This is a genomic window from Streptomyces sp. NPDC029151, from assembly GCF_055564315.1.
This window is the reverse complement of the sequence record NZ_JBVHWQ010000002.1, coordinates 883027-908585: the sequence shown is the minus strand read 5'-3', so window position 1 is coordinate 908585 and position 25559 is coordinate 883027. Positions and strand designations below refer to the sequence as shown.

At 72.6% G+C, this 25559-nt stretch carries 19 protein-coding genes; 9 read left to right on the top strand and 10 right to left on the bottom strand.

The features are described from left to right. Positions 1 to 126: 126 nt before the first annotated feature. Positions 127 to 1170, bottom strand: a complete 1044-nt coding sequence (locus ACZ4VF_RS11830; protein WP_467925204.1) for a chitinase — start codon at positions 1168 to 1170, stop codon at positions 127 to 129. A 169-nt stretch (positions 1171 to 1339) separates the two neighbouring features. Between ACZ4VF_RS11830 and ACZ4VF_RS11825 the strand changes: the two genes are divergently transcribed. Together ACZ4VF_RS11825 and ACZ4VF_RS11820 are read left to right on the top strand one after the other, a co-directional pair. Further along, entirely contained in the window at positions 1340 to 2350 is a 1011-nt protein-coding gene (locus tag ACZ4VF_RS11825; protein WP_467925202.1) for an aldo/keto reductase, read from the top strand. Positions 2351 to 2375: 25 nt separating this feature from the next. Then, positions 2376 to 2966 carry a TetR/AcrR family transcriptional regulator gene (locus ACZ4VF_RS11820; protein WP_467925200.1) on the top strand — a complete coding sequence of 197 codons (591 nt, stop codon included), beginning with the start codon at positions 2376 to 2378 and terminating at the stop codon, positions 2964 to 2966. Here the strand turns inward: ACZ4VF_RS11820 and ACZ4VF_RS11815 are convergent. Continuing rightward, positions 2963 to 4447, bottom strand: coding sequence for an MFS transporter (locus ACZ4VF_RS11815; protein WP_467925198.1), 1485 nt, complete (start codon positions 4445 to 4447; stop codon positions 2963 to 2965). The two genes, ACZ4VF_RS11820 and ACZ4VF_RS11815, sit on opposite strands and share 4 nt — an antisense overlap. A gap of 225 nt (positions 4448 to 4672) precedes the next feature. Between ACZ4VF_RS11815 and ACZ4VF_RS11810 the strand changes: the two genes are divergently transcribed. Next, complete coding sequence (locus ACZ4VF_RS11810; RefSeq protein ID WP_467925196.1) at positions 4673 to 5557, top strand: helix-turn-helix transcriptional regulator; 885 nt, start codon at positions 4673 to 4675, stop codon at positions 5555 to 5557. An 84-nt stretch (positions 5558 to 5641) separates the two neighbouring features. Here the strand turns inward: ACZ4VF_RS11810 and ACZ4VF_RS11805 are convergent, their stop codons facing one another. From ACZ4VF_RS11805 to ACZ4VF_RS11795, 3 genes are all read right to left on the bottom strand, one after another. Beyond that, the gene (locus tag ACZ4VF_RS11805) at positions 5642 to 7171 is read right to left on the bottom strand and encodes an AMP-binding protein (protein ID WP_467925194.1); all 1530 of its coding nucleotides are present in this window, start codon (positions 7169 to 7171) and stop codon (positions 5642 to 5644) included. 93 nt (positions 7172 to 7264) lie between these two features. Next, positions 7265 to 8152: a LysR family transcriptional regulator gene (locus ACZ4VF_RS11800; RefSeq protein ID WP_467925192.1), complete on the bottom strand. Its 888-nt coding sequence runs from the start codon at positions 8150 to 8152 to the stop codon at positions 7265 to 7267. Positions 8153 to 8372: 220 nt separating this feature from the next. Then, a complete protein-coding gene (locus tag ACZ4VF_RS11795) occupies positions 8373 to 8861 on the bottom strand; it encodes a hypothetical protein (RefSeq protein WP_467925190.1) in 489 nt (162 codons plus the stop codon). A 121-nt stretch (positions 8862 to 8982) separates the two neighbouring features. Between ACZ4VF_RS11795 and ACZ4VF_RS11790 the strand changes: the two genes are divergently transcribed. Together ACZ4VF_RS11790 and ACZ4VF_RS11785 are read left to right on the top strand one after the other, a co-directional pair. After that, on the top strand, positions 8983 to 9594 hold the full coding sequence (locus tag ACZ4VF_RS11790; protein WP_467925188.1) for a hypothetical protein: 612 nt from the start codon (positions 8983 to 8985) through the stop codon (positions 9592 to 9594). 196 nt (positions 9595 to 9790) lie between these two features. Beyond that, on the top strand, positions 9791 to 9913 hold the full coding sequence (locus ACZ4VF_RS11785) for a hypothetical protein (protein WP_467925186.1): 123 nt from the start codon (positions 9791 to 9793) through the stop codon (positions 9911 to 9913). Positions 9914 to 10426: 513 nt separating this feature from the next. Here ACZ4VF_RS11785 and ACZ4VF_RS11780 read toward each other — a convergent pair. Next, on the bottom strand, positions 10427 to 11887 hold the full coding sequence (locus tag ACZ4VF_RS11780; RefSeq protein WP_467925184.1) for an MFS transporter: 1461 nt from the start codon (positions 11885 to 11887) through the stop codon (positions 10427 to 10429). 44 nt (positions 11888 to 11931) lie between these two features. Then, positions 11932 to 13371 carry an MFS transporter gene (locus tag ACZ4VF_RS11775; RefSeq protein WP_467925182.1) on the bottom strand — a complete coding sequence of 480 codons (1440 nt, stop codon included), beginning with the start codon at positions 13369 to 13371 and terminating at the stop codon, positions 11932 to 11934. A 101-nt stretch (positions 13372 to 13472) separates the two neighbouring features. Here ACZ4VF_RS11775 and ACZ4VF_RS11770 point away from each other — a divergent pair, with 101 nt between their 5' ends. Both ACZ4VF_RS11770 and dusB read left to right on the top strand, forming a co-directional pair. After that, complete coding sequence (locus ACZ4VF_RS11770) at positions 13473 to 14456, top strand: helix-turn-helix transcriptional regulator (protein WP_467925180.1); 984 nt, start codon at positions 13473 to 13475, stop codon at positions 14454 to 14456. Positions 14457 to 14509: 53 nt separating this feature from the next. After that, positions 14510 to 15643, top strand: a complete 1134-nt coding sequence (gene dusB, locus ACZ4VF_RS11765; RefSeq protein WP_467925178.1) for a tRNA dihydrouridine synthase DusB — start codon at positions 14510 to 14512, stop codon at positions 15641 to 15643. A gap of 44 nt (positions 15644 to 15687) precedes the next feature. Here the strand turns inward: dusB and ACZ4VF_RS11760 are convergent, their stop codons facing one another. From ACZ4VF_RS11760 to ACZ4VF_RS11750, 3 genes are all read right to left on the bottom strand, one after another. Next, the gene (locus tag ACZ4VF_RS11760; protein WP_467925176.1) at positions 15688 to 17412 is read right to left on the bottom strand and encodes an alkaline phosphatase family protein; all 1725 of its coding nucleotides are present in this window, start codon (positions 17410 to 17412) and stop codon (positions 15688 to 15690) included. Between the two features lie 73 nt (positions 17413 to 17485). Further along, the gene (locus ACZ4VF_RS11755; RefSeq protein WP_467925174.1) at positions 17486 to 19423 is read right to left on the bottom strand and encodes an amylo-alpha-1,6-glucosidase; all 1938 of its coding nucleotides are present in this window, start codon (positions 19421 to 19423) and stop codon (positions 17486 to 17488) included. Next, entirely contained in the window at positions 19420 to 20994 is a 1575-nt protein-coding gene (locus ACZ4VF_RS11750) for an MGH1-like glycoside hydrolase domain-containing protein (protein WP_467925172.1), read from the bottom strand. The genes ACZ4VF_RS11755 and ACZ4VF_RS11750 overlap by 4 nt, the downstream gene beginning before the upstream one ends. Positions 20995 to 21114: 120 nt before the next feature. Between ACZ4VF_RS11750 and ACZ4VF_RS11745 the strand changes: the two genes are divergently transcribed. Together ACZ4VF_RS11745 and ppdK are read left to right on the top strand one after the other, a co-directional pair. Next, the gene (locus ACZ4VF_RS11745) at positions 21115 to 22335 is read left to right on the top strand and encodes an ROK family transcriptional regulator (RefSeq protein WP_467925170.1); all 1221 of its coding nucleotides are present in this window, start codon (positions 21115 to 21117) and stop codon (positions 22333 to 22335) included. 418 nt (positions 22336 to 22753) lie between these two features. Continuing rightward, on the top strand, positions 22754 to 25474 hold the full coding sequence (gene ppdK / locus ACZ4VF_RS11740) for a pyruvate, phosphate dikinase (protein ID WP_467925168.1): 2721 nt from the start codon (positions 22754 to 22756) through the stop codon (positions 25472 to 25474). Positions 25475 to 25559: the final 85 nt, after the last annotated feature.

Genomic DNA, 25559 nt, shown 5'->3' with positions numbered 1-25559 from the left:
TCGCGGGCGCTCGTTCCGGGCGATCCGGACACCGGGAACCAAGGGGGGCTCCCTGGCCGTACCGACGGACCGACGTACCGGTGGACGCCGGTACGGGTACAACAGGCGCCGGCCGCCCGGAGGGGTTCAGCGTCCCTGGAGCGCCCTGACGTTGTCGCCGAAGGTCCAGTTCTTCGCGCCGTCCCAGTTGACCGACCACGTCATCAGGCCCTTGAGCGACGTGCCGTAGTGCTTCCAGGACTGGGCGACCAGGGAGGGGGTCATGTAGCCGCCGCCCGCGCCGGGTTGGGCGGGCAGGCCCGGCACCTGCTTGTCGTACGGCACCCTGATCGTCGTGCCCTGCACCACCAGGCCCCTGTCCAGGCAGTCCGTCTGGGCGGTGAAGCCCTGGACGGTGCCGGCCGCGTAGGAGTCGCCGGAGCAGCCGTACATGCTGCCGTTGTAGTACTGCATGTTCAGCCACCACAGCCGGCCGTTGTCCGCGTACTTCTTGATCACCGGCAGGTACGCGCCCCAGATCGAGCCGTAGGTCACGCTGCCGCCGGTGACGTAAGCCGTCTCCGGCGCCATCGTCAGGCCGAAGCCGGACGGCATCCGGGCGAGGATCCCGTCGATGATCCGGATCAGGTTGGCCTGGGACGCGGAGAGCCGGCCGATGCTGCCGCTGCCCACCAGCCCCGTCTCGATGTCGATGTCGATGCCGTCGAAGTTGTACTGCTTCAGGATCGGCACGATCGTCGCCACGAACCGGTCGGCCACGGCGGAGGACGACAGGTCGATGCCGGCCGCCGCGCCGCCGATGGAGAGCAGGATCGTCTGCCCGGACGCCTTGGCCGCGCACATCTCGGCGGGCGTGGCCACCTTCACTCCGGCGTCCATGCCGTCCTCCCACAGCGCCGTCCCGTCGGAGCGGATCACCGGGAAGGCGGCGTTGAGGACGTTGTAACCGTGGGCGGCGATGCGGGAGTCGGTGATCGGGGTCCAGCCGAAGGGCGGGTGGACGCCGTTGGCGGCGCCGTCCCAGTTCTCCCAGTAGCCCTGGAGCACCTTGCCGGCCGGCTTCGGCTTCACCGCGCAGGTGTCGGCGGCGGAGGCGGCGGGCGCGGTGGCGAGGCCCAGGGGGGCGAGGAACGCGGCGGTGAGCGCGGTGACGAGCAGGCGTCTGATCATGCGCGGCCTCCCGGTGGGGGTGCGGTGAGGTGTCGTAGGCATGACAGTGCTCTGGTCCATACCTCTCGTCAATAGGTCTGGACCAATCAGATCGCCTCGGCGGCCGCCGAGTGACAGAGTTCGAATGACAGATATTGAAATCTGTCATTCGTCATGGCAGGCTGGAGCCATGACGATGCGAACCCGAACCCTCGGAACCACCGGCCCCCAGGTCTCCGCCCTCGGCCTCGGCTGCATGGGCATGTCCGGCATGTACGGCGACGCGGACCGCCCCGAGTCGATCGCCACCCTCCACGCCGCCCTGGAGGCCGGCGTGACCCTGCTCGACACCGGCGACTTCTACGGCATGGGCCACAACGAACTGCTGATCGGCGAGGCGCTGCGCACCGCCCCGGCCGCCCTGCGGGAGAACGCGGTGCTGAGCGTGAAGTTCGGCGCCCTGCGCGACCCGGACGGCGGCTGGTCCGGCTTCGACGGCCGCCCGGCAGCCGTGAAGAACTTCGCCGCCTACTCCCTGCAGCGCCTGGGCGTCGACCACATCGACGTCTACCGCCCCTCCCGGCTCGACCCGGACGTCCCCATCGAGGAGACCGTCGGCGCGATCGCCGAGCTGGTCGAGAAGGGCTGGGTCCGGCACATCGGGCTGAGCGAGGTCGGCGCCGAGACCATCCGCCGGGCCGCCGCCACCGCCCCGATCGCCGACCTCCAGATCGAGTACGCGCTCGTCTCCCGCGGCCCCGAGCGGGAGATCCTGCCCACCCTGCGCGAGCTGGGGATCGCCGTCACCGCGTACGGTGTGCTCTCCCGCGGACTGATCTCCGGCCACTTCACCCCCGACCGGCAGCTCGCTGCGCACGACTTCCGCGCCCACTCGCCCCGCTTCCAGGGCGAGAACCTCCGGCACAACCTCGGGCTGGTCGAGTCCCTGCGGAAGGTCGCGGAACAGAAGGGCGTCACCGTCGCCCAGATCGCCATCGCCTGGGTGCTCTCCCGTGGCGAGGACATCGTGCCGCTGGTCGGCGCCCGCACCCGTGAGCGGCTCGGCGAGGCGCTGGGCGCGGCGGACGTGACCCTGGACGCGGCCGACCTCGCCGCCATCGAGAGCGCCGTACCGGCGGACGCGGCGGCCGGCGACCGGTACGCCGCGGAGCAGATGGCCATGCTCGACAGCGAACGGTGAACACCGCGCCGGGTACCGTCTAGGCATGCCACCGACCAGCGAGATCCTGACCGCCGAGCGCATCCTCGAAGCCACCGAGGAGGTGCTGCGCCGCCACGGCCCGGCCAAGGCCACCGTGGTCGACGTCGCCCGCGCGCTCGGCGTCAGCCACGGCAGCGTCTACCGGCACTTCCGCACCAAGGCGGCGCTGCGCGAGGCGGTCACCAAGCGCTGGCTGGACCGCACCTCCGAGCGGCTCGCCGGGATCGTCACCGCCGGGGACCGCGACCCGGAGCAGCGGCTGCGGGACTGGCTCGCCGCCCTCTTCGCCGCCAAGCGGCACAAGGCCGGCGACGACCCCGAGCTGTTCGCCACCTACACCGTGCTGGTCGACGAACTCGGCGGTGTGGTCCGCGAGCACATAGCCGATCTCACCGGCCAGCTCACCCGGATCGTCGCCGCCGGCGCGGAGGCGGGCGCCTTCCGGGTCACCGACCCGGCCACCGCCGCCCGGGCCGTCTTCCAGGCCACCGGCCGCTTCCACGACCCGTGTTACGCCCGCGAGTGGACCGCTGCGGGCGTCGACGAGGAGTTCACGGCGCTGGTGGACCTTCTGGTACGGGGACTGAGGGCCTAGTCCCGGTCCCTGTCCTGAGCGGTGGCTTCCGCCGGTCCGGCGGAGGAGCCCCACCCGGACACGCGCGGCAACCGCAGGCTCAGCAGTCCCGTCAGCACCGGGAGGCCCAGCTGGACCAGGAGCGTGACGAGCAGCGCGTCCCGCATGCCCATGTGCGGCACGAGGGTCAGGAACAGCGTGCCCAGCGTGGCCACGCCCAGGGCCAGCGCCGACTGCTGCGTGGTGACCATCACCCCGCTGCCGACGCCGGCCCGGGCGGGCGGCACCTCGGACAGCACGATCCGCATCACGTTGGGCAGCTGGAGCGCCTGACCGGCACCGGCCACCGCCGTCCCCGGCAGCAGCGCGACGACGTCCAGCCGCGGCCAGTCCCGCCACACGGTCAGCAGGATCAGCAGCAGGCCCACGCCCTGGAGCACGGCCCCGGCCGTGACCACCCGGGTGCCGTGACGGGCGATCAGCCGCGGCCCGGCCAGCGAGACGAGCAGGTACGCCACCGCCATCGGCGCGAGCGCGAGCCCGGCCGGCACCGGACCGAGCCCGGCACCCTGCTGCAAGGCCAGCGCGATCATGAACATGAACCCGCTGAAGCCGATGGAGAACGGCAGCAGCAGCTCCAGACCGCGCCGCATCGACGGCACCCGGAACAGGCTCGGCGGCACCAGCGGCGTACGCCCCGACCGGTCCGCCCGCCGCTCCACCACCCAGAACGCGCCCGCCGCGCACGGGAACGCGGCCAGTGACAGCCACGTCCACAGCGGCCAGCCCGCGGCCCGGCCCTCGGTGAGCGGCGCGAGCAGCGTCAGCAGCGACACCGCGAGCAGCACCGTGCCCGGCCCGTCCACCGGCTCCGGGTGCTGCGACCGGGTCTCCGGCACGTACCGCGCGGCCAGCGCCAGGCCGGCCACCACGACCGGCACGTTGACGAGGAAGATCGCCCGCCATCCGGTCCCGGCGACATCGGCGGCGACCAGCACCCCGCCGAGTATCTGCCCCGCCACCATGGCCAGCCCGGCCGTGGCGCCGTACAGGCTCATGGCCTTCGCCCGGCGTGGGCCGCTCGTGGCGGACTGGATGGTGGCGAGCACCTGCGGCAGCATCGCGGCGGCCGAGGCGCCCTGCGCGATCCGGGCCGCCACCAGGCTCCAGGCGCCGGGCGCGAGTCCGCAGGCCAGCGAGGTGAGTCCGAAGGCGGCCATCCCGCCGAGGAACAGCCGACGGCGCCCGAACAGGTCCCCCAGCCGCCCGCCGAGCACGAGCAGCACGGCGTACGCGACCCCGTACCCGGCGACGACCAGCTCCAGCACGGACTCGCCCGCCGCGAGGTCGGCGCCGATGGCCGGCAGGGCCACGTTGACGATGAAGAAGTCGACCAGCGGGAGCGCCGCGGCCAACAGGACGGTGAACAGCCCGGGTCCGCCGAGCGCGGGCGGCGCGGCCGTCGGTCGGACGGCCGGGGCGGTGACGGTGGTTTCCCTCATGCCCCCGAGCCTGCGGGAGCGCCCAGACAGGTACCAGAGTCTCCCTCTCCTGGTACAGGAACTACCCGGCAACAGGCTGACCCCGCCCGGCCGCCGTCGGCACCCGCGCCGGCGACATGACTCCGGCTGGTGCCGGGCGCTGCCGCCCAGCCTGGTGGCGGGACGCCGTCATCCTGGTACCAAGAGCACCTGGAAACAGGATGCCCGGCGCGGCACCCTGGCTCCATGACGACCACGGCCCAGGAGACCGCCCCGCCGCGGCCGGCTCGGGGAGCGGAGATCCGCCGGCACGAGCTGGCCGCGTTCCTGCGCAGCAGGCGCGAGCGCATCACCCCGGAACAGGTGGGCCTGCCGCGCGGCGCCCGCCGCCGTACCCCGGGGCTCCGCCGCGAGGAGGTCGCCCAGCTCTCCGCGGTCGGCGTCACCTGGTACACCTGGCTGGAACAGGCCCGCGACATCCAGGTCTCCGTGCAGGTCCTGGACGCCCTCGCGCGCGCCCTGCGCCTCGACGCCGGTGAACGCGCCCACCTCTTCCAGCTGGCCGGCGCGACCGACCCGACCCCGGCCGCGACCTGCCCGAGCATCACCCCGGCCCTGCGCGAGATGCTGACCCGGCTGGAACCGATCCCGGCCTGCATCCAGAACAGCCGGTACGACATCCTCGCCTACAACCGCACCTACGGCCGTCTCCTGGGCGACCTGGACTCGGTCCCGCCCGAGGACCGCAACTGCATGCTCCTCGTGCACACCGACAAGCGGTGGCAGGAGGCGGTCGTCCACCTGGAGGAGACCCAGCGCCTGATGGCCGCCCGGCTGCGCGCCGCCCTCGCCGGCCACCTCGGCGAGCCCGCCTGGAAGATGCTGCTGAAGCGGCTGGAGGAGTCCCCCGCCTTCCGCGAGAACTGGCAGCGCTACGAGGTGGTCGCCACCCGCTCCCGCACCAAGGAGTTCCGCAACCCCCACGTCGGCCTCCTCACCCTGCAGCACACGGACCTGTGGCTGGCCCCCCAGTCGGGCGCCCGGATGGTGACGTACACCCCGCTGGACGAGGAGACCCGGGAGCGGCTGGAACGGCTGTACGCGCTGGCGTGCGGGGTGCCGGCCGGCTGACCCCCCGGCCCACACCTCACCTCACCCCACCTCGCCGCGGACCGCGGCCCGGGACACCGCCGTCCCCCGCTCACCGGGGGCGGCTCAGCCGGACAGCCGGGACCGCAGCAGCTTCTTGTCCGGTTTGCCCGTCGCCGTCAGGGGGATCTCGGGGACGAGGTGCAGGGCGTCGGGGGCGTAGAGGCGTCCCTTACGGGTGGTGACGAAGTCCCGGAGGTCCTCCAGCGACGGCTGCCGGCCGGGGGCGGGCACCACGGCGGCGTGGACGTGCTCCACCGACTCCTCGTCCCGGACGCCGTACACCGCGCACCGGGCCACGTCCGGATGACCCAGCAGCAGCTCCTCCAGCTCCGCCGGGTACACATGGCCGCCGACGACCACGATCATGTCCTTGATCCGGTCCACGATGTAGAGGTAGCCGTCCTCGTCGAGATAGCCGACGTCACCGGTGTGCACCCACCCGTCCCGCAGCACCTCGGCGGTCAGCTCGGGCTGCTTCCAGTAGCCGGACATCACGAAGGGCGAGCGCACCAGCACCTCGCCCCACCGCCCGGGCGGCAGGGTCGTACCGTCGGCGCCCCGGACGGCGATCTCCACACCGGGCAGGGCTCGGCCGACCGTCAGCTGCCCGCCGGCGCCGGTCACCTCCAGGTCCCCGGGCCCCGACGCGGTGATGTGCTGGGCCTCGGCCTGCCCGTACAGGCCGTACAGCACGGGCCCCAGGACCCTGGCCGCCTGGCGCATCCTGGCCGGTGACGCGGCGGTGCCGCCGTAGCTGATCCGGCGCAGGCTGGACAGGTCGGTGCCGGGCAGGTCCGGGTGGTCCAGCAGCCGGTACAGCAGCGGCGGGAGCAGCCAGGTGTGGGTGATGCGCTCGCGCTCGATCGTGGCGAGCACGTCGCCGGGTTCGAACCCGTGCCGCAGGACCACCGAACCGCCCTGGAGCAGGGCCATGTCGGCGAAGATCCCGGCGAGGTGGGCGAGGGCGGTACAGGCGAGGTAACGGGGCGGCGGCGCGCCGGCGTCGGCGGCCGCCCGGTCCAGGCCGGTCCGGTAGGAGCCGTGGCTCATGCGGATGCCCTTGGGGATCCCGGTCGTCCCGCCGGTGTGCCGGATGCACCAGTCGTCGTCCGGGCGGACCAGTCCGCCCATCGGCCGGGGGGCCCGCCGCGACGCCGCGGCCAGTACGTCCTCGGCGAACGCGCAGGGCCCCAGCGAGAGCGTCTCGGGGACGCCGGACGACACCTCCGGGGCCGTCTCGTGCCGCTGGTCGTCCACCAGCAGCAGGGCGCAGTCCACGCTCTCCAGCACGCGGGCCATGACGGGCGGGCTCATGCCCTCGTAGAGGGAGACCACGCGCGCACCGGCCAGGTTGGCGGCGTACCGGGCGATCAGGGCCTCGGCGGTGTTGCCGGTGAGGAGACCGACGGTGGTGCCGCGGCCCGCCCCGCGGTCCGCCAGTTCCCCGGCGAGCCGCAGGACCTGGTCCCGTAACTCCGCCGCGCCGATCACCCGCCCCTCGGCAGTGGTGACGACCGCCCGGTCCGGCTCTGCGCCCAGAGCGTCCGTCAGAACCTCTGCGTAACCGCGGAAACCGGTCTCGCCGTGCCCCATCGCGCTTACCTCCACCCTCGCTCGGAACCGCTGGACACCGCCGACGCTACTGTCCGGCCGCTCATGCCTTCCACGACCGGTTCCGCCATATGCTCATGGCCGGCCGGGCATGAACTGTTCCTCGGCCAGCCGACGGAAGTCCCGGGCGGCGGGGGAGAGGTAGGCGTCCTCGCGCCACACGAGGGTCAGGACCCGGTGGCAGTCGTCGGTGTCCAGCCGCGCCCAGGCGACCGGGCCGTCCTCGCCGAGGGCCCGCCGGGCGACGGCCGGCATCAGCCCGAGACCCAGCCCGGCTCCGATCAGCCCCGGAGTGGCGGCGGCCTCGTCCCCCTCGCAGACGACACGCGGTACGAGTCCCTCCCGGGCGAACAGCCGCTCCAGGAGCGCCCGCTGCCAGTGGCCGGCCCGCGTGCTGACGAAGTCCTCACCGGCCAGCTCGGCCACCGCGACGCGCTCCCGCCCGGCCAGCCGGTGTTCCGGCGGCACGGCGAGCAGCACTTCCTCCCGGACCAGCTCCACCGCACACAGCCCGGGCCCGGCGAGCGGCTGCGACGCGATGGCGAAGTCCACCTCGGCGGCCCGCAGATGCCGTCGCATGGCATCCACCGGCGCCTGGAAAAGACGCACCTTCACCCCGGGCCGCAGCTCCCGGAAGGCGGACAGCACCTCCGACAGCTGCAGGAGCGTCTCGGCGGCCACGGCGACCCGCCCCGGCCCCGCACCGGCGGCATCGGCCAACTCCCGCTGGGCGTCGTCCAGTTCACCCAGCGCCCGCTCCACCCGGGCCAGGAAGGCCGCGCCGTGCTCGTTGAGCCGTATCCGACGCCCCTGCCGGTCGAACAGCCGCGTCCCCAGCTCGGCCTCCAGCCGGATGATCGTCCGGCTCACCGAGGGCTGCGCGACCCGGAGTTCCTCGGCGGCCCGGCTGATGTGCTGGTGGCGGGCCACGGCTCGGAAGTGGCGGAGGGAGAGGAGGTCCATGGGGGTAGTGTCACCCGGCCCGGCCCGGCGGGCAGGCCGGGCCTGCCGCTCTGGTACCCGGCTGCCCCCGCGGGGACTCCGCCGCGAGGCTCTGGACGGCCTTGCAGGAAAGCACGCCTTCCGCCGTCTGCGTCAGGGCTGCGTGTGCCTCCTCGGCGCTGAGGCCCCGACCCAGGCAGGCCTCAGCGTCGGCCGTACGCGCGGAAGGAACGCGATCGTGTCACTCAGCGTCGCTGACGGCCTTCTCCAGGGCCTTCACCAACTCGGTTCGCCGCTCGTCGGAGGTGGTCTTCTGGTCCCGGGCCGTCCACGCGAGCGCGAATCGGCCGACCTGCCGCCAGTCCCCGTTGACCTTCATCGCCTTGACCCAGTGCGCGGCGACCGCCGACGTCCTGTACTCGTAGATCGAGACGGTGTCCGTGGTGATGAGCTGGGTGCAGTCGTTGGGGTTCGGCGCCTTGCCGGCGGCCTTCTGGGAGCAGGCCGAGGTGTTGTCAGCCGGGTTGCCGAGGGTGGTGACGCCGGTGGCGTCGGCCAGCTTGTCGGCGGCCTGCTGTGCGGTCAGGCCGGCGGGCTTGGCCGCGGCCCTGCTCGCGGAGGCCTTCGGGCTCGGGGCGCTCTTGGTGCCGGAGTCGCTGTCGGACGAACAGGCGGTGAGAGTGAAGGCGGCGGCCGCGAGGAACGCGGCGACGGTGGTGCGGGTGTTCATGGTTCCCTCGTGGCGGTCGTGGCTGAGAGGCCATCATGTCCTATGTGAAGGCGAAGTGAAGCGGGCGGGAATGTGACCCCCCAGGGATGGGCGTCGGTGCCTGGTGGATCGGGAGGGGTGCATGGGGGCTGTGCAGTGGGGAGACGTGCCTACGTGGATCGCGTCTGGGTTCGCTGGTGCGGCGGCGTTGTTCGCGTACCAGACGATCAGGAGCCAGCGGCAGCAGATCGGGGAGCAGCGCGAATTCATCGGCGAGCAGACACGCTTCATGGCTGAGCAGCAGGAGAACCTGCTGCTGGAGCGCACCGAGCTGCGGGCGCAGGCCGAAGAGCGAAGGATCTCACAGTCCCGGCACGTGAAGATGGAGTTTCGGGCTGCCGGGAGCAGCCGCATCAATGAGTACGGCGACGAAGACGGTTTCGACCACTGGCGCGTGACGGTGACGAACTCCAGCGTCGACCCCATCCACGACGTCCTGGTGCGCTTCGGCGACTCGTACAACGCCGCATCCGCGACCGATTACGGTGCGCCGCATCCCGATCGAGGCATGCGTCCGGTGCCCGTACAACTCGTCCCTGCTGGTAGTCAGATTGTCTTCAGCTCACCGCGCTGGTCCGAAGCGACGGTGGAGAACAACCGGCCCGCTCTGCTGTTCACGGACGACAGCGGGGTCCGGTGGCGTCGCGACTCCTACGGGAAGCTGGAGGAGCTGTCCGCTGACGGAACGTCGTGACGGGCGGCTCGCCGGGCCTGCTCCCTCCGCGAGGGCGCATGAACCCGAACTTTTGCTGATCCAGGGCGAGTTGGCTGACGTTCTCCTATGCTTGTCCTCGCTTCACCTGCTCCTCCTCCTCGACTCCGTCGATCTCCAAGGGAAGTCGACGGATGCCATAAGAACAGGGTGACAGGAGGAGAAGGAGGAAGCAGTGGTGGGATCCAGCATGGGAAAGCCGCGCAGGCAATGGACCGGCCCTGAGAAGTGGTCGGTGGGACTTGCCGCCGTCGGCGTGCTCGTGGCGATCATCGCCACCGTGGGGCAGTTCGTCCAGTAGGGACGCCCACACACGAGAGACGGTCGCGACCGGGGCCGCACACGCAGCGAGCCCGGTCTCCCTGAGAGCGACCGGGCTCGTGAACTGCGGCGTGCGGGGGGCTCGCTCGGGCAGGAGCGGGTCCTCCGCAGTCGCACGAAAGCGGTAAGCAGCTCTCGTGTAGCTACAAACTTACCTGGACAAGCGAATGTGTGGAGCGGTTTGCGTTCCAAATATGAGGAACGCAATGTCCCTCGAATCCAGGGCTCTACGGGTGCTCGTGGACCGATGTCCCGGACGATGGTCGCTTGCCGCGTCAACGCGGATAGTGCCGGCCTGACCGGAGTCACCGACCATTGCATGACCACCACCATCGGCTACGCGACGACGGAGCCGCAGGACTGGAATGGTCCCCGGGCCGGCGCGCCTCGATCGCCCCGCGTCCGGGGTGGGGTGCCGAACGGAGGCGCGCCGTCGTCGGACGGCATACCCCCGGCCCCTGTTGGCGGGTAGCCCCCCGCGTCCCTGCGCCCCCTACGCCCGCCCCGCGCCCCCGGCCACCCCCACGGCCTCCCGGATCTCGCCCGCCTCCAGGCTCTCCGCCGTCCGCTCGGCGGTCCTGCGGGCCCAGTGGCCGCTGGTCAGGAAGCCGAGGACCAGGACGGACAGGCCGCAGGCGGTGAGGATCCACCAGCCGGGGCGGGCTGCCGAGACGAAGGCGTGGCGGTACGGGGACGAGCCGATGCCGGAGGCCAGGACGGCGCCGACCACCGCGACGCCGAGGGTCTGGCCGAGCTGCCGGCTGGTGGAGGCGACGGCGGCGGCGACTCCGGCCTGGGCGCGGGGCATGCCGGAGACCGCCGTGTTGGTGATCGGCGCGTTGACGAAGCCGAAGCCGATGCCGAAGAGGACGTAGCCGAGCAGGAGGGTGGAGTTGGTCGTCTCGGCTTCGAAGGCGGCGAAGAGCACACTGCTCGCGGTCATCGCCGTACCCGCGATCAGGAGGGGCAGGCGCGGGCCGCGGCTGCCGACCAGGCGGCCGGAGAGCGGGGCGCACAGGAACGTCGGCAGGGCCATCGGCAGCATCCACAGACCCGCGTGCAGGGCGTCGAGGCCGCGCACGTTCTGCAGGTACAGGGTGGAGAGGAAGAGGAAGCCGCCGAGGGCCGCGAACGCGCTGATCGCGATCACCGTGGCGCCGCTGAACGGGGCCGAGCGGAAGAAGCGGAGGTCGATGAGGGGTTCCTCGCGCCGGGGTTCGTACCGCAGGAGAGCCAGGAGGGCGGCCACCGCGATCACCGCGAACGGTGCCACGGGGGCGGCGCCCGACTCCGGCGCCTCGATGATCGCGTACGTCAGCGAGCCGAACAGGGCGATCACCAGCACCTGTCCGACCGGGTCGGGACGGCGGGCCCGCGGCGCACGGGACTCGGGGACGAAGCGGAGGGTGAGGAGGAGGGCGGCGAGGCCGACGGGCAGGTTGACCCAGAAGATCGCGCGCCAGCTCACCGACTGCACCAGCAGCCCGCCGACCAGCGGCCCCGCCGCCATGGAGATGCCGACCACCGCGCCCCACACGCCGATCGCGCGGGCGCGTTCGCGGGCGTCGGTGAAGGTGTTGGTGATGATCGACATGGCGACCGGGTTGAGCATCGAGCCGCCCACCGCCTGGAGCATCCGGAACACGATGAGCAGTTCCAGGTTCGGCGCGAGGGAGCAGAGTACGGAGCCGATGGTGAACACCGTCAGGCCCGCCATGAAGACGCGTTTGCGTCCGATCCGGTCGGCCGTGGAGCCCGCGAGCATCAGCAGCGAGGCCAGGACCAGCGTGTAGGCGTCGATCGTCCACTGCAGGCCGGAGGTGGTGGCGTGCAGATCGCGTTGCATCGAGGGCAGGGCGACGTTCAGCGCGGTGTTGTCGAGGCTCACGATGAGCAGGCTCATGCAGCAGATCGCGAGCACGAGCAGGCGTCGGCGAGGACTCAACTCGGGCATGGTCCCATCGTACGCCCAACTCAATAGTGCGTCTAACTAATGAGTCATACATGATCCTCCGCCGGGCGAACGGAGGAGCGGGCCAGGCCCAGCGAGGCCAGCCCCACCAGCCCCGCCGCCTGCACGGCCAGCACCACCGCCAGCGCCTCCCGCATCCCCAGGACCGGTACGAGGGACAGGAACAGCGAACCCAGCGTCGCCACCCCGACCGCCAGGCACGACTGCTGGAGCGTGGCCGCCAGCCCGCTGCCCGCGCCGGCCAGCCGGTCCGGGATCGCCGCCAGCAGGAAGCGGAAGTACAGGGGCAGCTCAAGGCCCTGGCCCGCCCCGCACAGCGCCAGTCCGGGGGCCGGCGTGAGCGGGCTCAGGTGCGGCCACGGGCCCAGCAGCACCGTCGCCACCAGCATCGCGAGGCCCGCGAGGTGGACGACCGCCGCCCACGTCACCGCGCGCCCGCCGAACCGCCGTACGGCACGGGGCGCCAGCATCGACGCGGCGAACTGCGCCACCCCCATCGGCACCAGCGTCAGCCCCGCCCGCAGGGCCCCGTACCCCAGGCCCTGCTGCAGCATGACCGCCGTCACGAACATCCAGCCCGCGAAGCCGACGAACACCGGCAACCCCAGCAGCAGCCCCCGGCGCACCTCGGGGGCCCTGAGCAGTGACGGGGGCAGCAGCGCGCCACCCGACACACGTTCCACCCGCCGTTCCACGCCGTGGAAGGCCACGGCGACGAACGGCGCCGCGCACAGCAGCAGCACCGACCACAGCGGCCAGCCCGCCGCCCGGCCCTCGGTCAACGGCAGCAGCAGCGCGGTCAGCGCCGCCGCCAGCAGCGCCGTACCGGCGACATCGGCGCGCGCCGGCCGCTCCGCCCGGCTGTCCGGCACCGACCGCAGCGCACAGCCGAACGCGGCCGCCGCCACCGGCACGTTCACCAGGAACACCGCGCGCCAGCCGGTGCCCGCCAGGTCGGCGGCGACCAGAACTCCGCCCAGCACCTGCCCGAGCACGACGGACACCCCGCCCACCGAGCCGTACAGGGCGACCGCGTGGGCCCGGCGCTCCCCGGACGTCGTGGCGTGGAGGGTGGCCAGCACCTGCGGCAGCAGTGCCGCCGACGCGGCGCCCTGGGCCACCCGCGCGGCCACCAGCCACCAGGCGCCCGGCGCCAGCCCGCAGGCCAGCGAGGTCAGCCCGAAACCGGCCACCCCCCACAGAAAGAGCCGCCTCCGGCCGTACGAGTCCCCGAGCCGGCCGCCGAGGACCAGGAGCACGGCGTACGCCACCGCGTACCCGGCCACCACCATCTCCAGGGTGGCCGGGGGCGCGTGCAGGTCCCGTTCGATCGTAGGCAGCGCCACGTTCACGACGAAGAAGTCGATCATCGGAAGAGCGGTGCCGAGGAGAAGAGTGAGCAGGCCGAGGCGGCTGAGGGCCGGCCGGGGCGGGGCGGTGGTCACGGGTGAGGTCGTCGTGGTCACGCCTCGACCCTGCGGCAGGCCCCAGCCGGGTACCAGGCGGCGGTTGTCCAGGTACTGGCACCACCTGGAACGGGGTGACGGCCGGACGGCACCCTGGTGCCATGACCACCGCAGCGCCCGGGCAGACCGAGCAGACCGAGCAGACGGCGGAGCAGAGGCAGGGACGGGCCCGGGCGCCCCGGACGCCGCGGACAGGCGAGGCGCCCGAGGTGACCGAGGCGACGCGGGCACCCGAGCGGAACACCGAGGTCCGGCGGCGGGAACTGGCCGCCTTCCTGCGCAGCCGGCGCGAGCGGATCACCCCGGAGCAGGTGGGCCTGCCCCGCGGCACCCGCCGCCGCACCCCCGGGCTGCGCCGCGAGGAGGTCGCCCAGCTCTCCGCGGTCGGCATCACCTGGTACACGTGGATCGAACAGGCCCGGGCCGCCCACGTCTCCGCGCAGGTGCTGGACGCCGTCGCCCGGGCCCTGCTCATGGATCCCGCCGAGCGCGCCCACCTGTTCGCCCTCGCCGGGACCGCCGACCCGCGCGCCGAGGCCGAGTGCCCGGTCGCGTCGAAGACCGCCCTGAAGGTCGTGGAACGCCTCGCTCCCTACCCGGCCTCCCTCCAGAACGCCCGCTACGACGTCCTCGCCGCCAACCGCCCCTTCGCCCAGCTCTTCGGCGACCCCGCCGAGCTGCCCCCGGCCGACCGGAACTGCCTGTGGCTGCTGACCACCAGCGCGCGCTGGAGGCGGGACTTCCTGGACCGGGACGAGATGCTGCGGGACCTCATCGCGAAATACCGGGCGGCCATGGCCGAGCATGTGGCCGAGCCCGCGTGGAAGCAGCGGCTGGACCGGCTCCTCGGGGTCTCCGCCGAGTTCCGCGAGCTGTGGGAACGGCACGAGGTGGCGCCGATGTCCCCGCACGTCAAGCGGTACCGGCACCCGGTGGTCGGGCTGGTCCGGCTGGAGCACCGGAACATGTGGCTGGCGCCACAGGCCCCGGCCCACCGGGTGGTCGCCTACCTGCCCGCGGACGAGGAGAGCGAGGAGCGGCTGCAGCGGCTGGCCGAGCTGCCGGACGAGCGGCCGGCCGGATGAGGGACAATGGACCCTCGCCCCTGTCGCCGTAGATCCGTCCCGGAGCCCTGACGATGACCCACCCGCTCTCCATCGGACCGCACGCCGTGACGCCGCCCGTCGTGCTCGCACCCATGGCGGGGATCACCAACGCGCCCTTCCGGACCCTGTGCCGGGAGTTCAGCGGCGGCAAGGGCCTGTTCGTCAGCGAGATGATCACGACCCGGGCGCTGGTCGAGCGCAACGAGAAGACCATGCAGCTGATCAGGTTCGACGCGAGCGAGCAGCCGCGCTCGATCCAGCTGTACGGCGTCGACCCCTCGACCGTCGGCAAGGCCGTCCGCATGATCGCGGAGGAGGGCCTGGCCGACCACATCGACCTGAACTTCGGCTGCCCGGTGCCGAAGGTCACGCGCAAGGGCGGCGGCTCGGCGCTGCCGTACAAGCGGAACCTGCTGCGGGCCATCCTCAGGGAGGCCGTGAGCGGTGCCGGTGACCTTCCCGTCACCATGAAGATGCGCAAGGGCATCGACGACGACCACATCACCTACCTCGACGCCGGCCGCATCGCCGTGGAGGAGGGGGTGACGGCCATCGCCCTGCACGGCCGTACGGCCGCCCAGCACTACGGCGGCACCGCCGACTGGGACGCCATCGCCCGGCTGAAGGAGCACGTGCCGGAGATCCCCGTGCTCGGCAACGGCGACATCTGGTCGGCCGAGGACGCGCTGCGGATGGTGCGGGAGACCGGCTGCGACGGGGTCGTGGTCGGCCGCGGCTGCCTGGGCCGGCCGTGGCTCTTCGCGGACCTGGTGGCCGCCTTCGAGGGGCGCACCGAGGACTACGTGCGGCCGTCCCTGCGCGAGGTCGCCGCCGTCATGGTCCGGCACGCCACGCTGCTCGGTGAGTGGAGCGGCGACGAGACCAAGGGCGTGGTCGACTTCCGCAAGCACGTCGCCTGGTACCTGAAGGGCTTCGCGGTCGGTTCCGAGATGCGCAAGCGGCTCGCGATCACGTCGTCCCTGGAGGAGCTGCGGGCCGGCCTCGACGAACTGGACCTGGACCAGCCGTGGCCGTCCGGCGCGGAGGGCCCCCGCGGCCGCACGTCCGGCAACAACCGGGTGGTACTGCCGGACGGCTGGCTGAAGGACCCGTACGACTGCGCGGGCGTCACGGAGGACGCCGAACTCGACACGTCGGGCGGGTGACCGTCCGCCCGCGGGGCTCCGGCCCGGCCGGCTGAGGCGGGCCGTCAGCCCTTCCTGGGATGCGGAGTGGAGCCGTAGGCCCGCAGGAAGCGGTCGCGGAAGGAGCTCATCTTCCAGACCGGGGCGTCGTGGGCGGGGCGGAGGCCGTTCGTCCAGTTCCAGTCGGCGATCTTGTCGAGCAGCTTCGGGTCCTTGGCGACGATCGACACCGGGACGTCGCGGCTGGCGTGGTTGCCGCTGACGCGGGCGATGGGCTGGTGGTCGCCGAGGAAGACCAGGACGGTGTCCTTGGTGCCGTAGCGCTCCAGCCACTCGGTCAGCGCGGTGACCGAGTACTGGATCGACTTGCCGTACTCCTCACGGGACCGGGTGCTGTCGGCGATGACGTCCTCCGCCTTGTTGCCCGCCGCCTCGATGCCCTTGAAGACGGAGCCGTCGCCGAGCCGGTCCCAGTCGACCCGCTTCGGGATGGGCGCCCAGGGCTGGTGGCTGGAGGTCAGGATGAGCAGGGACATCCGTGACCTGCCCTTGGCCGGCGGCTTGCTGTGCACCCGTTCCTGGTACTGCTGGAGCGCGTACTGGTCGGGCATGGTCGACCAGCTGAACTTGGGGCCCCGGTAGCCGAGCTGGAAGGCGTTGTACACCTTGTCCAGGCCGTACCACTTCTGCTCCGGCCACCCCTTCTGCACGCCCGGCATGACCCCGACCGTGTCGAACGCGCCGGTCTTCCGGAACGCCTCCGTCAGGCTGAGGTGGTCGCTGGCCATGACCGTGCGGTAGCGCTGCTGGTTGCTGATCCACAGGCCCGACATGGTGGTGGAGTGGCCGAGCCAGCTGCTGCCGCCGTAGGTCGCCGAGGTCAGCCAGCCGCTCCGGGCGTGGAAGCCGGCCCCGGCCAGGGCCTTGGTGCGGATGTCGAGGGTCCGGTCGACGCCGGGCGCCATGACCGGGTCCTCGATCGCGCTCCGGCCGTAGCTCTCGATGAAGGTGAAGACCACGTCCTTGCCGCGCAGGTCGGGGACCAGCTGGCTGCCCGGCGTGTTCCCGAACGCGTCGACCCGGGCCACCTTCTCGAACTCCGCCTCGTCCCTCAGCGTGGCCGAGACCCGGCGGGCCTGGGCCTTCAGCGCGGTCGCGGTGCGGTCGGAGGCGAGCGGCACGCCGGCCACCTGGAGGCCGAGGGAGGAGCAGGTGATCCAGACGACCCCGGCGACCAGCGTGCCCCGCGTCGCGGTCCCGGGATACCGGGCGAGGAGGTTGCCCAGCCGGATCACGGACAGCGCCAGCAGCACGAACAGCAGCAGGACCAGGGCGATCACCCCGGCCACCGCGGCGATCGTGGTCGTACGGCCCAGGGAGTCCTCCAGATACGACTCCGCGTCGCCGAACAGGCTCCAGTCCAGGACGACGTTGAAACTGCGGCCGAGGTACTGGTTGAACCCCATGTCCAGGGCGTTCAGCACGGTCATGACCCCGAGCAGCACCCCGGACACCGCCGCCACCACCACCCGGGGCCGGCGCGGCAGCGCGAGCAGCACGGCGGCCCCGACGACCGCTTCCGCGGGTATGCGGAGGAACGTCGCGGGCCCCAGCCGGACCACCGTGCCGGGCATCACCAGCGCGGCGACGACGAGGGCGGCGGCGAGGACGGTGACGGTGACGGACAAGGCCTGAGCGGCGGTGGGGTACCGCTCCCGCCAGCGCGGCCCGGGCACGGGCGCGGTGACCTCGTCGGGGACGGTCTCCTCGGCTGACTGGAGCGCACTCATGCCCTCCCGTACGGCCCGCGGGAAACCCCCGTTCACGACGGTTGGGCAAACAGCTGGTCAATCCCCCGGCCCCTCAGGCGCCTCCCACCGCCGTCAGCAGGGCGAGGGGCGCCGCCGCGGACCGGGCCTCCCTGCCGCACGCGCGCGGATACGGCACCGGTGGGCCCTGCGGGGTGCGTCCGTAGCCCGCCAGCACCTCCGGCAGCCGGTGCCCGCCCCCCGTGGCCGCGTCGATCAGCGCGTGGGCGACGGTGCGGGCCTCGTCGTGCAGCCCGTAGCGGGCGAGTCCCAGGGCGATCAGCGCGTTGTCGTGCGGCCAGACCGAGCCGCGGTGGTGGGACAGCGGGTGGTAGGCCGGCTGTCCGGCGGCGACCGTGCGGACGCCCCATCCGGAGAAGAAGTCCGGCTCCAGCAGCCGCCGGCCCACCACCTCCCCGTACTCCTTGTCCAGCAGGCCCGACCACAGCAGGTGCCCCGCGTCGGAGGCCAGCGCGTCGATCTGCCGGCCCCGATCGTCCAGCGCCAGCGCCGGGAAGGACCGCTCCCGCATCCAGAAGTCCCGCTGGAAGCGGTCCCGCAGGTCGGCCGCCGCCTGCTCCAGCAGCGCGGCGTACGTCGCGTCCGCCCACACCGACCGGGCCACCCCCGCCGTGCGGCGCAGCGCGTCGTACGCGTAGCCCTGGGCGCCCGCCGCCATCACCGCGCCGGTGGGCCGGGAGCCGTCGGCGCAGCAGATCGCGCCGGGGGAGTCCTTCCAGTTCTGGTTGGCGAGGCCGCCCGCGTCGGCGCGGTGGACGAGGTAGCCGCGCGAGGTGAGGCCGCCGTGGTCCAGCATCCAGCCGATCGCCGCGCGGGCGTGCGGCTCCAGGCGGCGGGCCAGGTCCGTGTCCCCGGTCTGTTCGACGTAGGCGCCGAGCAGGACCAGGAACAGCGGGGTGGCGTCGACCGAGCCGTAGTAGCGGCGGAACGGCACCTGGCCGAAGTGGGCCAGCTCGCCGTGCCGTACCTCGTGCACGATCTTGCCGGGCTGGGCGGCGGGAGAGCCGCCGGTGCCGGTGGCCTGGGTCGCGGCGAGCGCGGACAGGGTGGCGGCGGCCAGCCCGGGGCGGTACGGCAGGGCGAACAGGGAGGCGAGGAGCGCGTCGCGGCCCATCAGGGTGAGGAACCAGGGCGCGCCGGCCGCCGGTACGCGCAGCTCCTCGCCGTCGGGTCCGGTGGCCGGCACCTGGAGCGCCGCGAGGTCGGCGAGGCCCCGGGCGCAGGCGGCGGCCAGCTCCGGCCAGCCGGCCGGAAAGGCCACGCCCTCCATGAACTCGGCTTCCCTGGCCAGGAGTTGCTCCCGCACGGCGGCGGGGTCGCGGGGCACGCGCAGTGTGCGTCGCTCGCCGTGCGGGCGGGCGATCACCCGCAGCAGCAGCTCGGTGGTGCCGTGCGGGCCGAGGCCGAGGGTCCACACCAGGCGGCGGGCGCCGGTGCCGGTCTCCTCCACGGCGTCGGGGGCCGGGTCGGCGGTGATCGTCGTGCGGGAGCACCACTCCGCGCGCCGGTAGGTGAACTCGACGCCGTCGTCGAGGACCTCGCGGGAGCGTACGGCTCCGGCCTTCGCGTAGGTGCGGTGGTCGGAGCGGAGTTCGAACTGGTCGGCGAAGTCGGCGTCGACGGTGAGCGCGAGCCGGACGGTGGTGGGCACCGGCCGGTTGCCGGTCACCTTCACCGACTCCACGAACGAGCTGTCGCCCACGGCCTGTTCCCGGAAGAGGGTGTGGGCCGGGGGCTCCTGCGGGCCGCCGCGCGGGACGAGGACGCAGCGGGTCGCGTCCCCGTCGGTGACCGGGGTGAGCACCTCGGGCACCGCGCCGTCGACGGTGAGCTGCCAGCGGCTGAGGTGCCGGGCGTCCCGGACGAACAGCCCGTCCGGGCTGCCGCCGCCCCGCACCCCGCTGATGTCGCCACGGTCGCCCACGGCGGCGAACGTGGCGCCGTGCACGAGCAGATGATGCCGGTCCGTCATCCCCGGTCCCCTCCTCTGTCACTCCTGTCGAACGGTGCGCTGCCCGTGGGGGGTACGTCGTTCTCTGCGCCCTTGTCCAGTCTTTGTGGGCTCTTGTCCAGCCGTTGACGCTGCGGGGGCCGCTCCCGGCGCACCGGATTCCGGTCCCGCCGGTCCCGGTCCCGGCTCCGCCGGTCCTCCGCCGGGCGCTCCGGCGGTGCGGCGCGCCGGTGGTGCAGGTCGAGTGCGAGGGCCGCCGTCCAGCTGAAGCCGGTGGCGCCGCAGGCCTCGCCGGTGAACGGGTCGACGTACTCGGCGAAACCGGTGGCGGTGGCGAGGTCCAGCACCGCCTCCCGCAGGGCGTCGGCCCGCTCCCGCTCGCCGTGTGTGCGCAGGCCCCGCTCCAGCAGCCAAGCGGTGTTGAACCAGGCCGGTCCGCGCCAGTAGCGGTGCGGGTCGAAGGCCTCGCCGAGGAGGTCGTAGCTCGGTACCAGCCGGGTGCGGTCGCCGAGCGCGAAGTGCGGTCCGGTCACGGTGCGGACGAGCGCGGCGGCGATGTCCCGGGGGAGTCCGGGCAGCAGCAGCGGGACCAGGCCGGAGACGCCGCGCTCGGGAACCAGGCCCGCGCCCCGCAGGTCCCGGCACAGGAACATCCCGGCCTCCGCGTCCCACAGCCGCTCCACCAGCGCCGCCGTCAGCCGTTCGGCGCGCGCGTGCCGGGCCGAGCCGGCCGCGCCCAGTTCGCCGGCGATGTGGGCGAGGGCGTGCTCGGAGGCGATGAGGAGCGCGTTGAACGCCGGGTCCTCCACGGCGAACCGCCCGCCCCCGTCCGCGTATCCACCGTCCCGGTAGTCGGCGGCCAGCCGCACGTACCGCCCGTAGTCCAGGTCCGTCGGCCGGTCCTCGGCGGCCCCGTGGTCGAGGTCGGCGCGGCGGAAGGAGCGGGCCGGGGCCGGGGTGATCCGGGCCAGCGGGGCGTCCCAGCAGGGGCTGTTGTCCATGCCCTGCTCCCACGGGTGGACCACGGACGCGAGGCCGCCGCCGCCCAGGTCCCGGCGGTGCAGCAGATACCGGTGCCAAGCGGCCAGACGCGGGTACAGGCGGGCCAGGAAGCCGCGGGCCCGGGACAGCTCCGGGTCGGCGCGGTGCACCAGCCAGGCGGCCAGCGCGTGCACCGGTGGCTGCACGATGCCGGAGGTCTGTACGGTGCGCGGGGCGCCGGCGGTGCGTCCGGCGGTGGAGGAGCGCCAGAAGTCGGGGCTCGGGAAGTAGGCGTCGAGCGGGACGGAGGGGTTGAACACGATGTGCGGGACCCGGCCGTCACCCCACTGGGCCGCGAGCAGCGACTCCAGCTCCGTCTGGGCCCGCAGCGGGGAGAGGTGCCGCAGCCCGATGGCGACGAACGCCGAGTCCCAGGACCACTGGTGGGGATACAGGTTCCGGGACGGCACGGTCGAGCCGCCCGTCCAGTTGGCCTCCAGCACCTCGGCCGCTCCGGCGGGCGGGGACGCCGTGGCCGCCGGTGCGGCCGGTGGATCGTACGCGGTCTCCCGCTGGGCGGGACGTGCAGTGAGCTGGGCAGTGCGATCCACTCGGGGCTCCCCGATGACGTCCGGGCGACCGGGTTTGGCTGCAATCACCGTTGGGTTACGTCTATTTAACACGCAAAACTCACTATGTAATGCAGGCTTGATGAACACAAGGGGGTGCGCATGACGGGACGTCCGGGAAGGACCGGCAAGGGCGGGAACCAGGCCGGCGCCGGCGATCTGCTCGAACTGGTGCGCAGCGGACGGGCCGTGACGCGTGGCGCGCTCCAGCAGGCGACCGGGCTGTCCCGGGCCACCGTCGGCCAGCGCCTCGACCGGCTGTTCCGGGCGGGCTGGCTGCGCGAGGGCGCCGGCGGCCCGGTCGGCTCACCGCTCGGCGGACGCCCCTCCATCACCCTGGAGTTCGACGACTCCCACGCGGTGGTCCTCGCCGCCGACCTGGACACCCGGCACGCCCGCGCGGCCGTCCTCTCCCTGACCGGGGAGGTCCTCGCCGAACACGGCGGCACACTGGTGGTCGAGGACGGCCCGGAAGCCGTCCTCGGTGAACTCGGCCACTGGTTCGCCGAGTTGCTGACCAAGGCCGGGCACCGGGGCGAGGAGGTCTGCGGGATCGGGCTCGCGGTGCCGGGCCCGGTGGACAGCACGACCGGCCGCGTGGTCCAGCCCCCGATCATGCCGGGCTGGGACGGCTACGACATAACCGGCCGGCTCTCCCGTGCCTTCACCCAGCACACCGGAGCCCCCTCGGTCCCGGTCCTGGTCGACAACGACGCCAACCTCATGGCGTACGGCGAACAGCGCACCGGACACCCCGACTGCTCGGCCTTCGTGCTGGTGAAGGTGTCCACGGGCATCGGCGCCGGGGTGGTCGTGGACGGCTCGATCTACCGGGGGGCCGACGGCGGCGCCGGCGACCTGGGGCACATCCGCGTCGGTGCCGACGCGCTGTGCCGGTGCGGGTCGTACGGCTGTCTCGCGGCGGTCGCGAGCGGCGGTGCCGTGGCCCGGCGGCTGGCCGCGTCCGGGGTGCCGGCCGCCTCCGGCGCGGACGTGCGGGACCTGCTGGCCGCGGGGCACCCGGAGGCCGCCGCGCTGGCCCGGGAGGCCGGGCGCGCGGTCGGGGACGTGCTGGCGACGGTGGTGTCCCTGCTCAACCCGGGCGTGCTGATGATCGCGGGCGATCTGGCCGGAACGCCCTTCCTGACCGGGGTGCGCGAGCTGCTCTACCAGCGGGCGCTGCCCCGCTCCACGGCCCACCTGGACGTCCTCACCTCCCGGCTCGGCGACCGGGCCGGGCTGGTCGGCGCGGGGGCGCTGGTGGTGGAGCATCTGTACGCGCCGCAGCGGGCGGAGGAGCGGTTGTCGGAGATGGGCGTCTGACGCGGGGTTTTCCGCCCGTCCCACCGGTCCGCGGGAGGGTCCGCATGGTGAAACGGGGCGGTGTGTGGCAGCGTGATTCTCGCCACCCTTGATAAGGGTCGCGCTCAGATGAGCGGATCATGCGCGACTGCACTTCCTCAAGGGGTGGCACTCGGTGCCACCCCTTGATCGTTCATCGATCGAACTCAGTCGCGTCGGAGGCTGCTCATATGAGCGGGAAACCGCACCTGTGGGCGCGCTTGTCTTCAAGAAGTGAAAACATACGGCTGGCTTCGCTTGCCAAGCCTTGACTTTCGATCCGCTGGCGGACGAGTGGTTACAGGCGCATGACGCGCAAGTGGACGTACCCAGGAACCTTCGATCTGGGTATGTTCCTGGCCGTCAGGGCAGCCACCGTGGCCTCAAGGAGTCGAGACCCGTGTCGGAAAACAAAGAACCCCACGTAGCGAAGTTCGTTTACGACTTCACCGAGGGCAACAAGGACCTCAAGGACCTCCTCGGCGGCAAGGGTGCCAATCTCGCCGAGATGACCAACCTGGGTCTGCCGGTCCCTCCCGGCTTCACCATCACCACGGAGGCCTGCAAGGTCTACCTGGAGAGCGGTGAGGAGCCCGCGGCACTGCGTGACGAGGTGAGCGCGCATCTCGACGCCCTCGAAGCGAAGATGGGCAAGAAGCTCGGCCAGGCCGACGACCCGCTTCTGGTCTCCGTCCGCTCCGGCGCCAAGTTCTCCATGCCCGGCATGATGGACACCGTCCTGAACATCGGCCTCTCGGACAAGTCCGTGCAGGGCCTGGCCGCCCAGGCCGGCGACGAGCGGTTCGCCTGGGACTCCTACCGCCGCCTCATCCAGATGTTCGGCAAGACCGTCCTCGGCGTCGACGGCGACCTCTTCGAGGAGGCCCTCGACAAGGCCAAGGACGCCAAGAAGGTCACGGTCGACACCGACCTGGAGGCCGCCGACCTGAAGAAACTGGTCACCACCTTCAAGAAGATCGTCAAGAAGGAGGCCGGCCGGGACTTCCCGCAGGACCCGCGCGAGCAGATGGACCTCGCCATCAAGGCGGTCTTCGACTCCTGGAACGGCGACCGCGCCAAGCTGTACCGCCGCCAGGAGCGCATCCCGCACGACCTGGGCACGGCCGTCAACGTCTGCTCGATGGTCTTCGGCAACCTGGGCCCGGACTCCGGCACCGGTGTCGCCTTCACCCGTGACCCCGCCTCCGGCCACCAGGGCGTCTACGGCGACTACCTGCAGAACGCGCAGGGCGAGGACGTCGTCGCGGGCATCCGCAACACCGTCCCGCTCGCCGAGCTGGAGCAGATCGACAAGAAGTCGTACGACCAGCTCATGCAGATCATGGAGACGCTGGAGAACCACTACAAGGACCTCTGCGACATCGAGTTCACGATCGAGCGCGGTCAGCTGTGGATGCTCCAGACCCGGGTCGGCAAGCGCACCGCCGGCGCGGCCTTCCGCATCGCCACCCAGCTCGTCGACCAGGGCCTGATCGACGAGACGGAGGCGCTGCAGCGCGTCACCGGCGCCCAGCTGGCGCAGCTGATGTTCCCGCGCTTCGACGAGCAGGCGAAGTCCGAGCAGGTGGCGCGCGGTATCGCCGCGTCCCCGGGCGCGGCGGTCGGCAAGGCGGTCTTCGACTCGTACACGGCGGTGAAGTGGTCCCGCTCGGGCGAGAAGGTCATCCTGGTCCGCCGTGAGACCAACCCCGACGACCTGGACGGCATGATCGCGGCGGAGGGCATCCTCACCTCCCGCGGCGGCAAGACCTCGCACGCGGCCGTCGTCGCCCGCGGCATGGGCAAGACCTGTGTCTGCGGCGCGGAGGAGCTGGAGGTCGACACCAAGCGCCGCCGCATGACCGTGCCCGGCGGACACGTCGTGGAGGAGGGCGACCTCATCTCCATCGACGGCTCGTCCGGCAAGGTCTACCTGGGCGAGGTCCCGGTCGTCCCGTCCCCCGTCGTGGAGTACTTCGAGGGCCGGATGCACCCGGGCGCGGACGACGCGGACGAGCTGGTCGAGGCCGTCCACCGCATGATGGCCTTCGCCGACCGCAAGCGCCGCCTGCGGGTGCGCGCCAACGCGGACAACGCCGAGGACGCGCTGCGCGCCCGCCGCTTCGGCGCCCAGGGCATCGGTCTGTGCCGCACCGAGCACATGTTCCTCGGCGAGCGCCGGGAGATGGTCGAGACGCTGATCCTCGCCGACACCGAGGAGGAGCGCGAGGCCGCCCTGCGGGAGCTGCTGCCCCTGCAGAAGAAGGACTTCGTCGAGCTCTTCGAGGCGATGGACGGCCTCCCCGTGACGGTCCGTCTGCTGGACCCGCCGCTGCACGAGTTCCTCCCGGACATCACGGAACTCTCGGTCCGCGTGGCCCTGGCCGAGTCCCGTCAGGAGCCCCACGAGAACGAGCTGCGTCTGCTCCAGGCGGTCCACCGCCTGCACGAGCAGAACCCGATGCTGGGCCTGCGCGGTGTCCGCCTCGGCCTGGTCATCCCCGGCCTGTTCACGATGCAGGTCCGGGCGATCGCGGAGGCCGCGGCCGAGCGCAAGAACGCCAAGGGCGACCCGCGCGCCGAGATCATGATCCCGCTCGTCGGCACGGTCCAGGAGCTGGAGATCGTCCGCGAGGAGGCCGACCAGGTCATCGCGGAGGTCGAGGCGGCGACGGGTACGAAGCTGAAGCTGGCGATCGGCACGATGATCGAGCTTCCGCGCGCCGCCCTCACGGCCGGCCAGATCGCGGAGGCGGCGGAGTTCTTCTCCTTCGGCACGAACGACCTGACGCAGACGGTGTGGGGCTTCAGCCGCGACGACGTCGAGGCCAGCTTCTTCACCGCCTACCTGGAGAAGGGCATCTTCGGCGTCTCCCCCTTCGAGACGATCGACAAGGACGGCGTCGGCTCCCTGGTGAGGGCGGCCGCGGAGGCCGGCCGGCGCACCCGCCCCGACCTCAAGCTCGGCGTCTGCGGCGAGCACGGCGGCGACCCGGAGTCGGTCCACTTCTTCCACCAGGTGGGTCTGGACTACGTCTCCTGCTCCCCGTTCCGCATCCCGGTCGCCCGCCTCGAGGCCGGCCGCGCGGCCACCCAGTCGGAGGGCAGCGACCACCGCTGACCTCCCCGAACCCCGGAGCCGCCGTCGGTCCCCGACCCTCACCGATCGGCGGCGGCCCCGGCGCACGAAAGAGGAGGGGCGACAT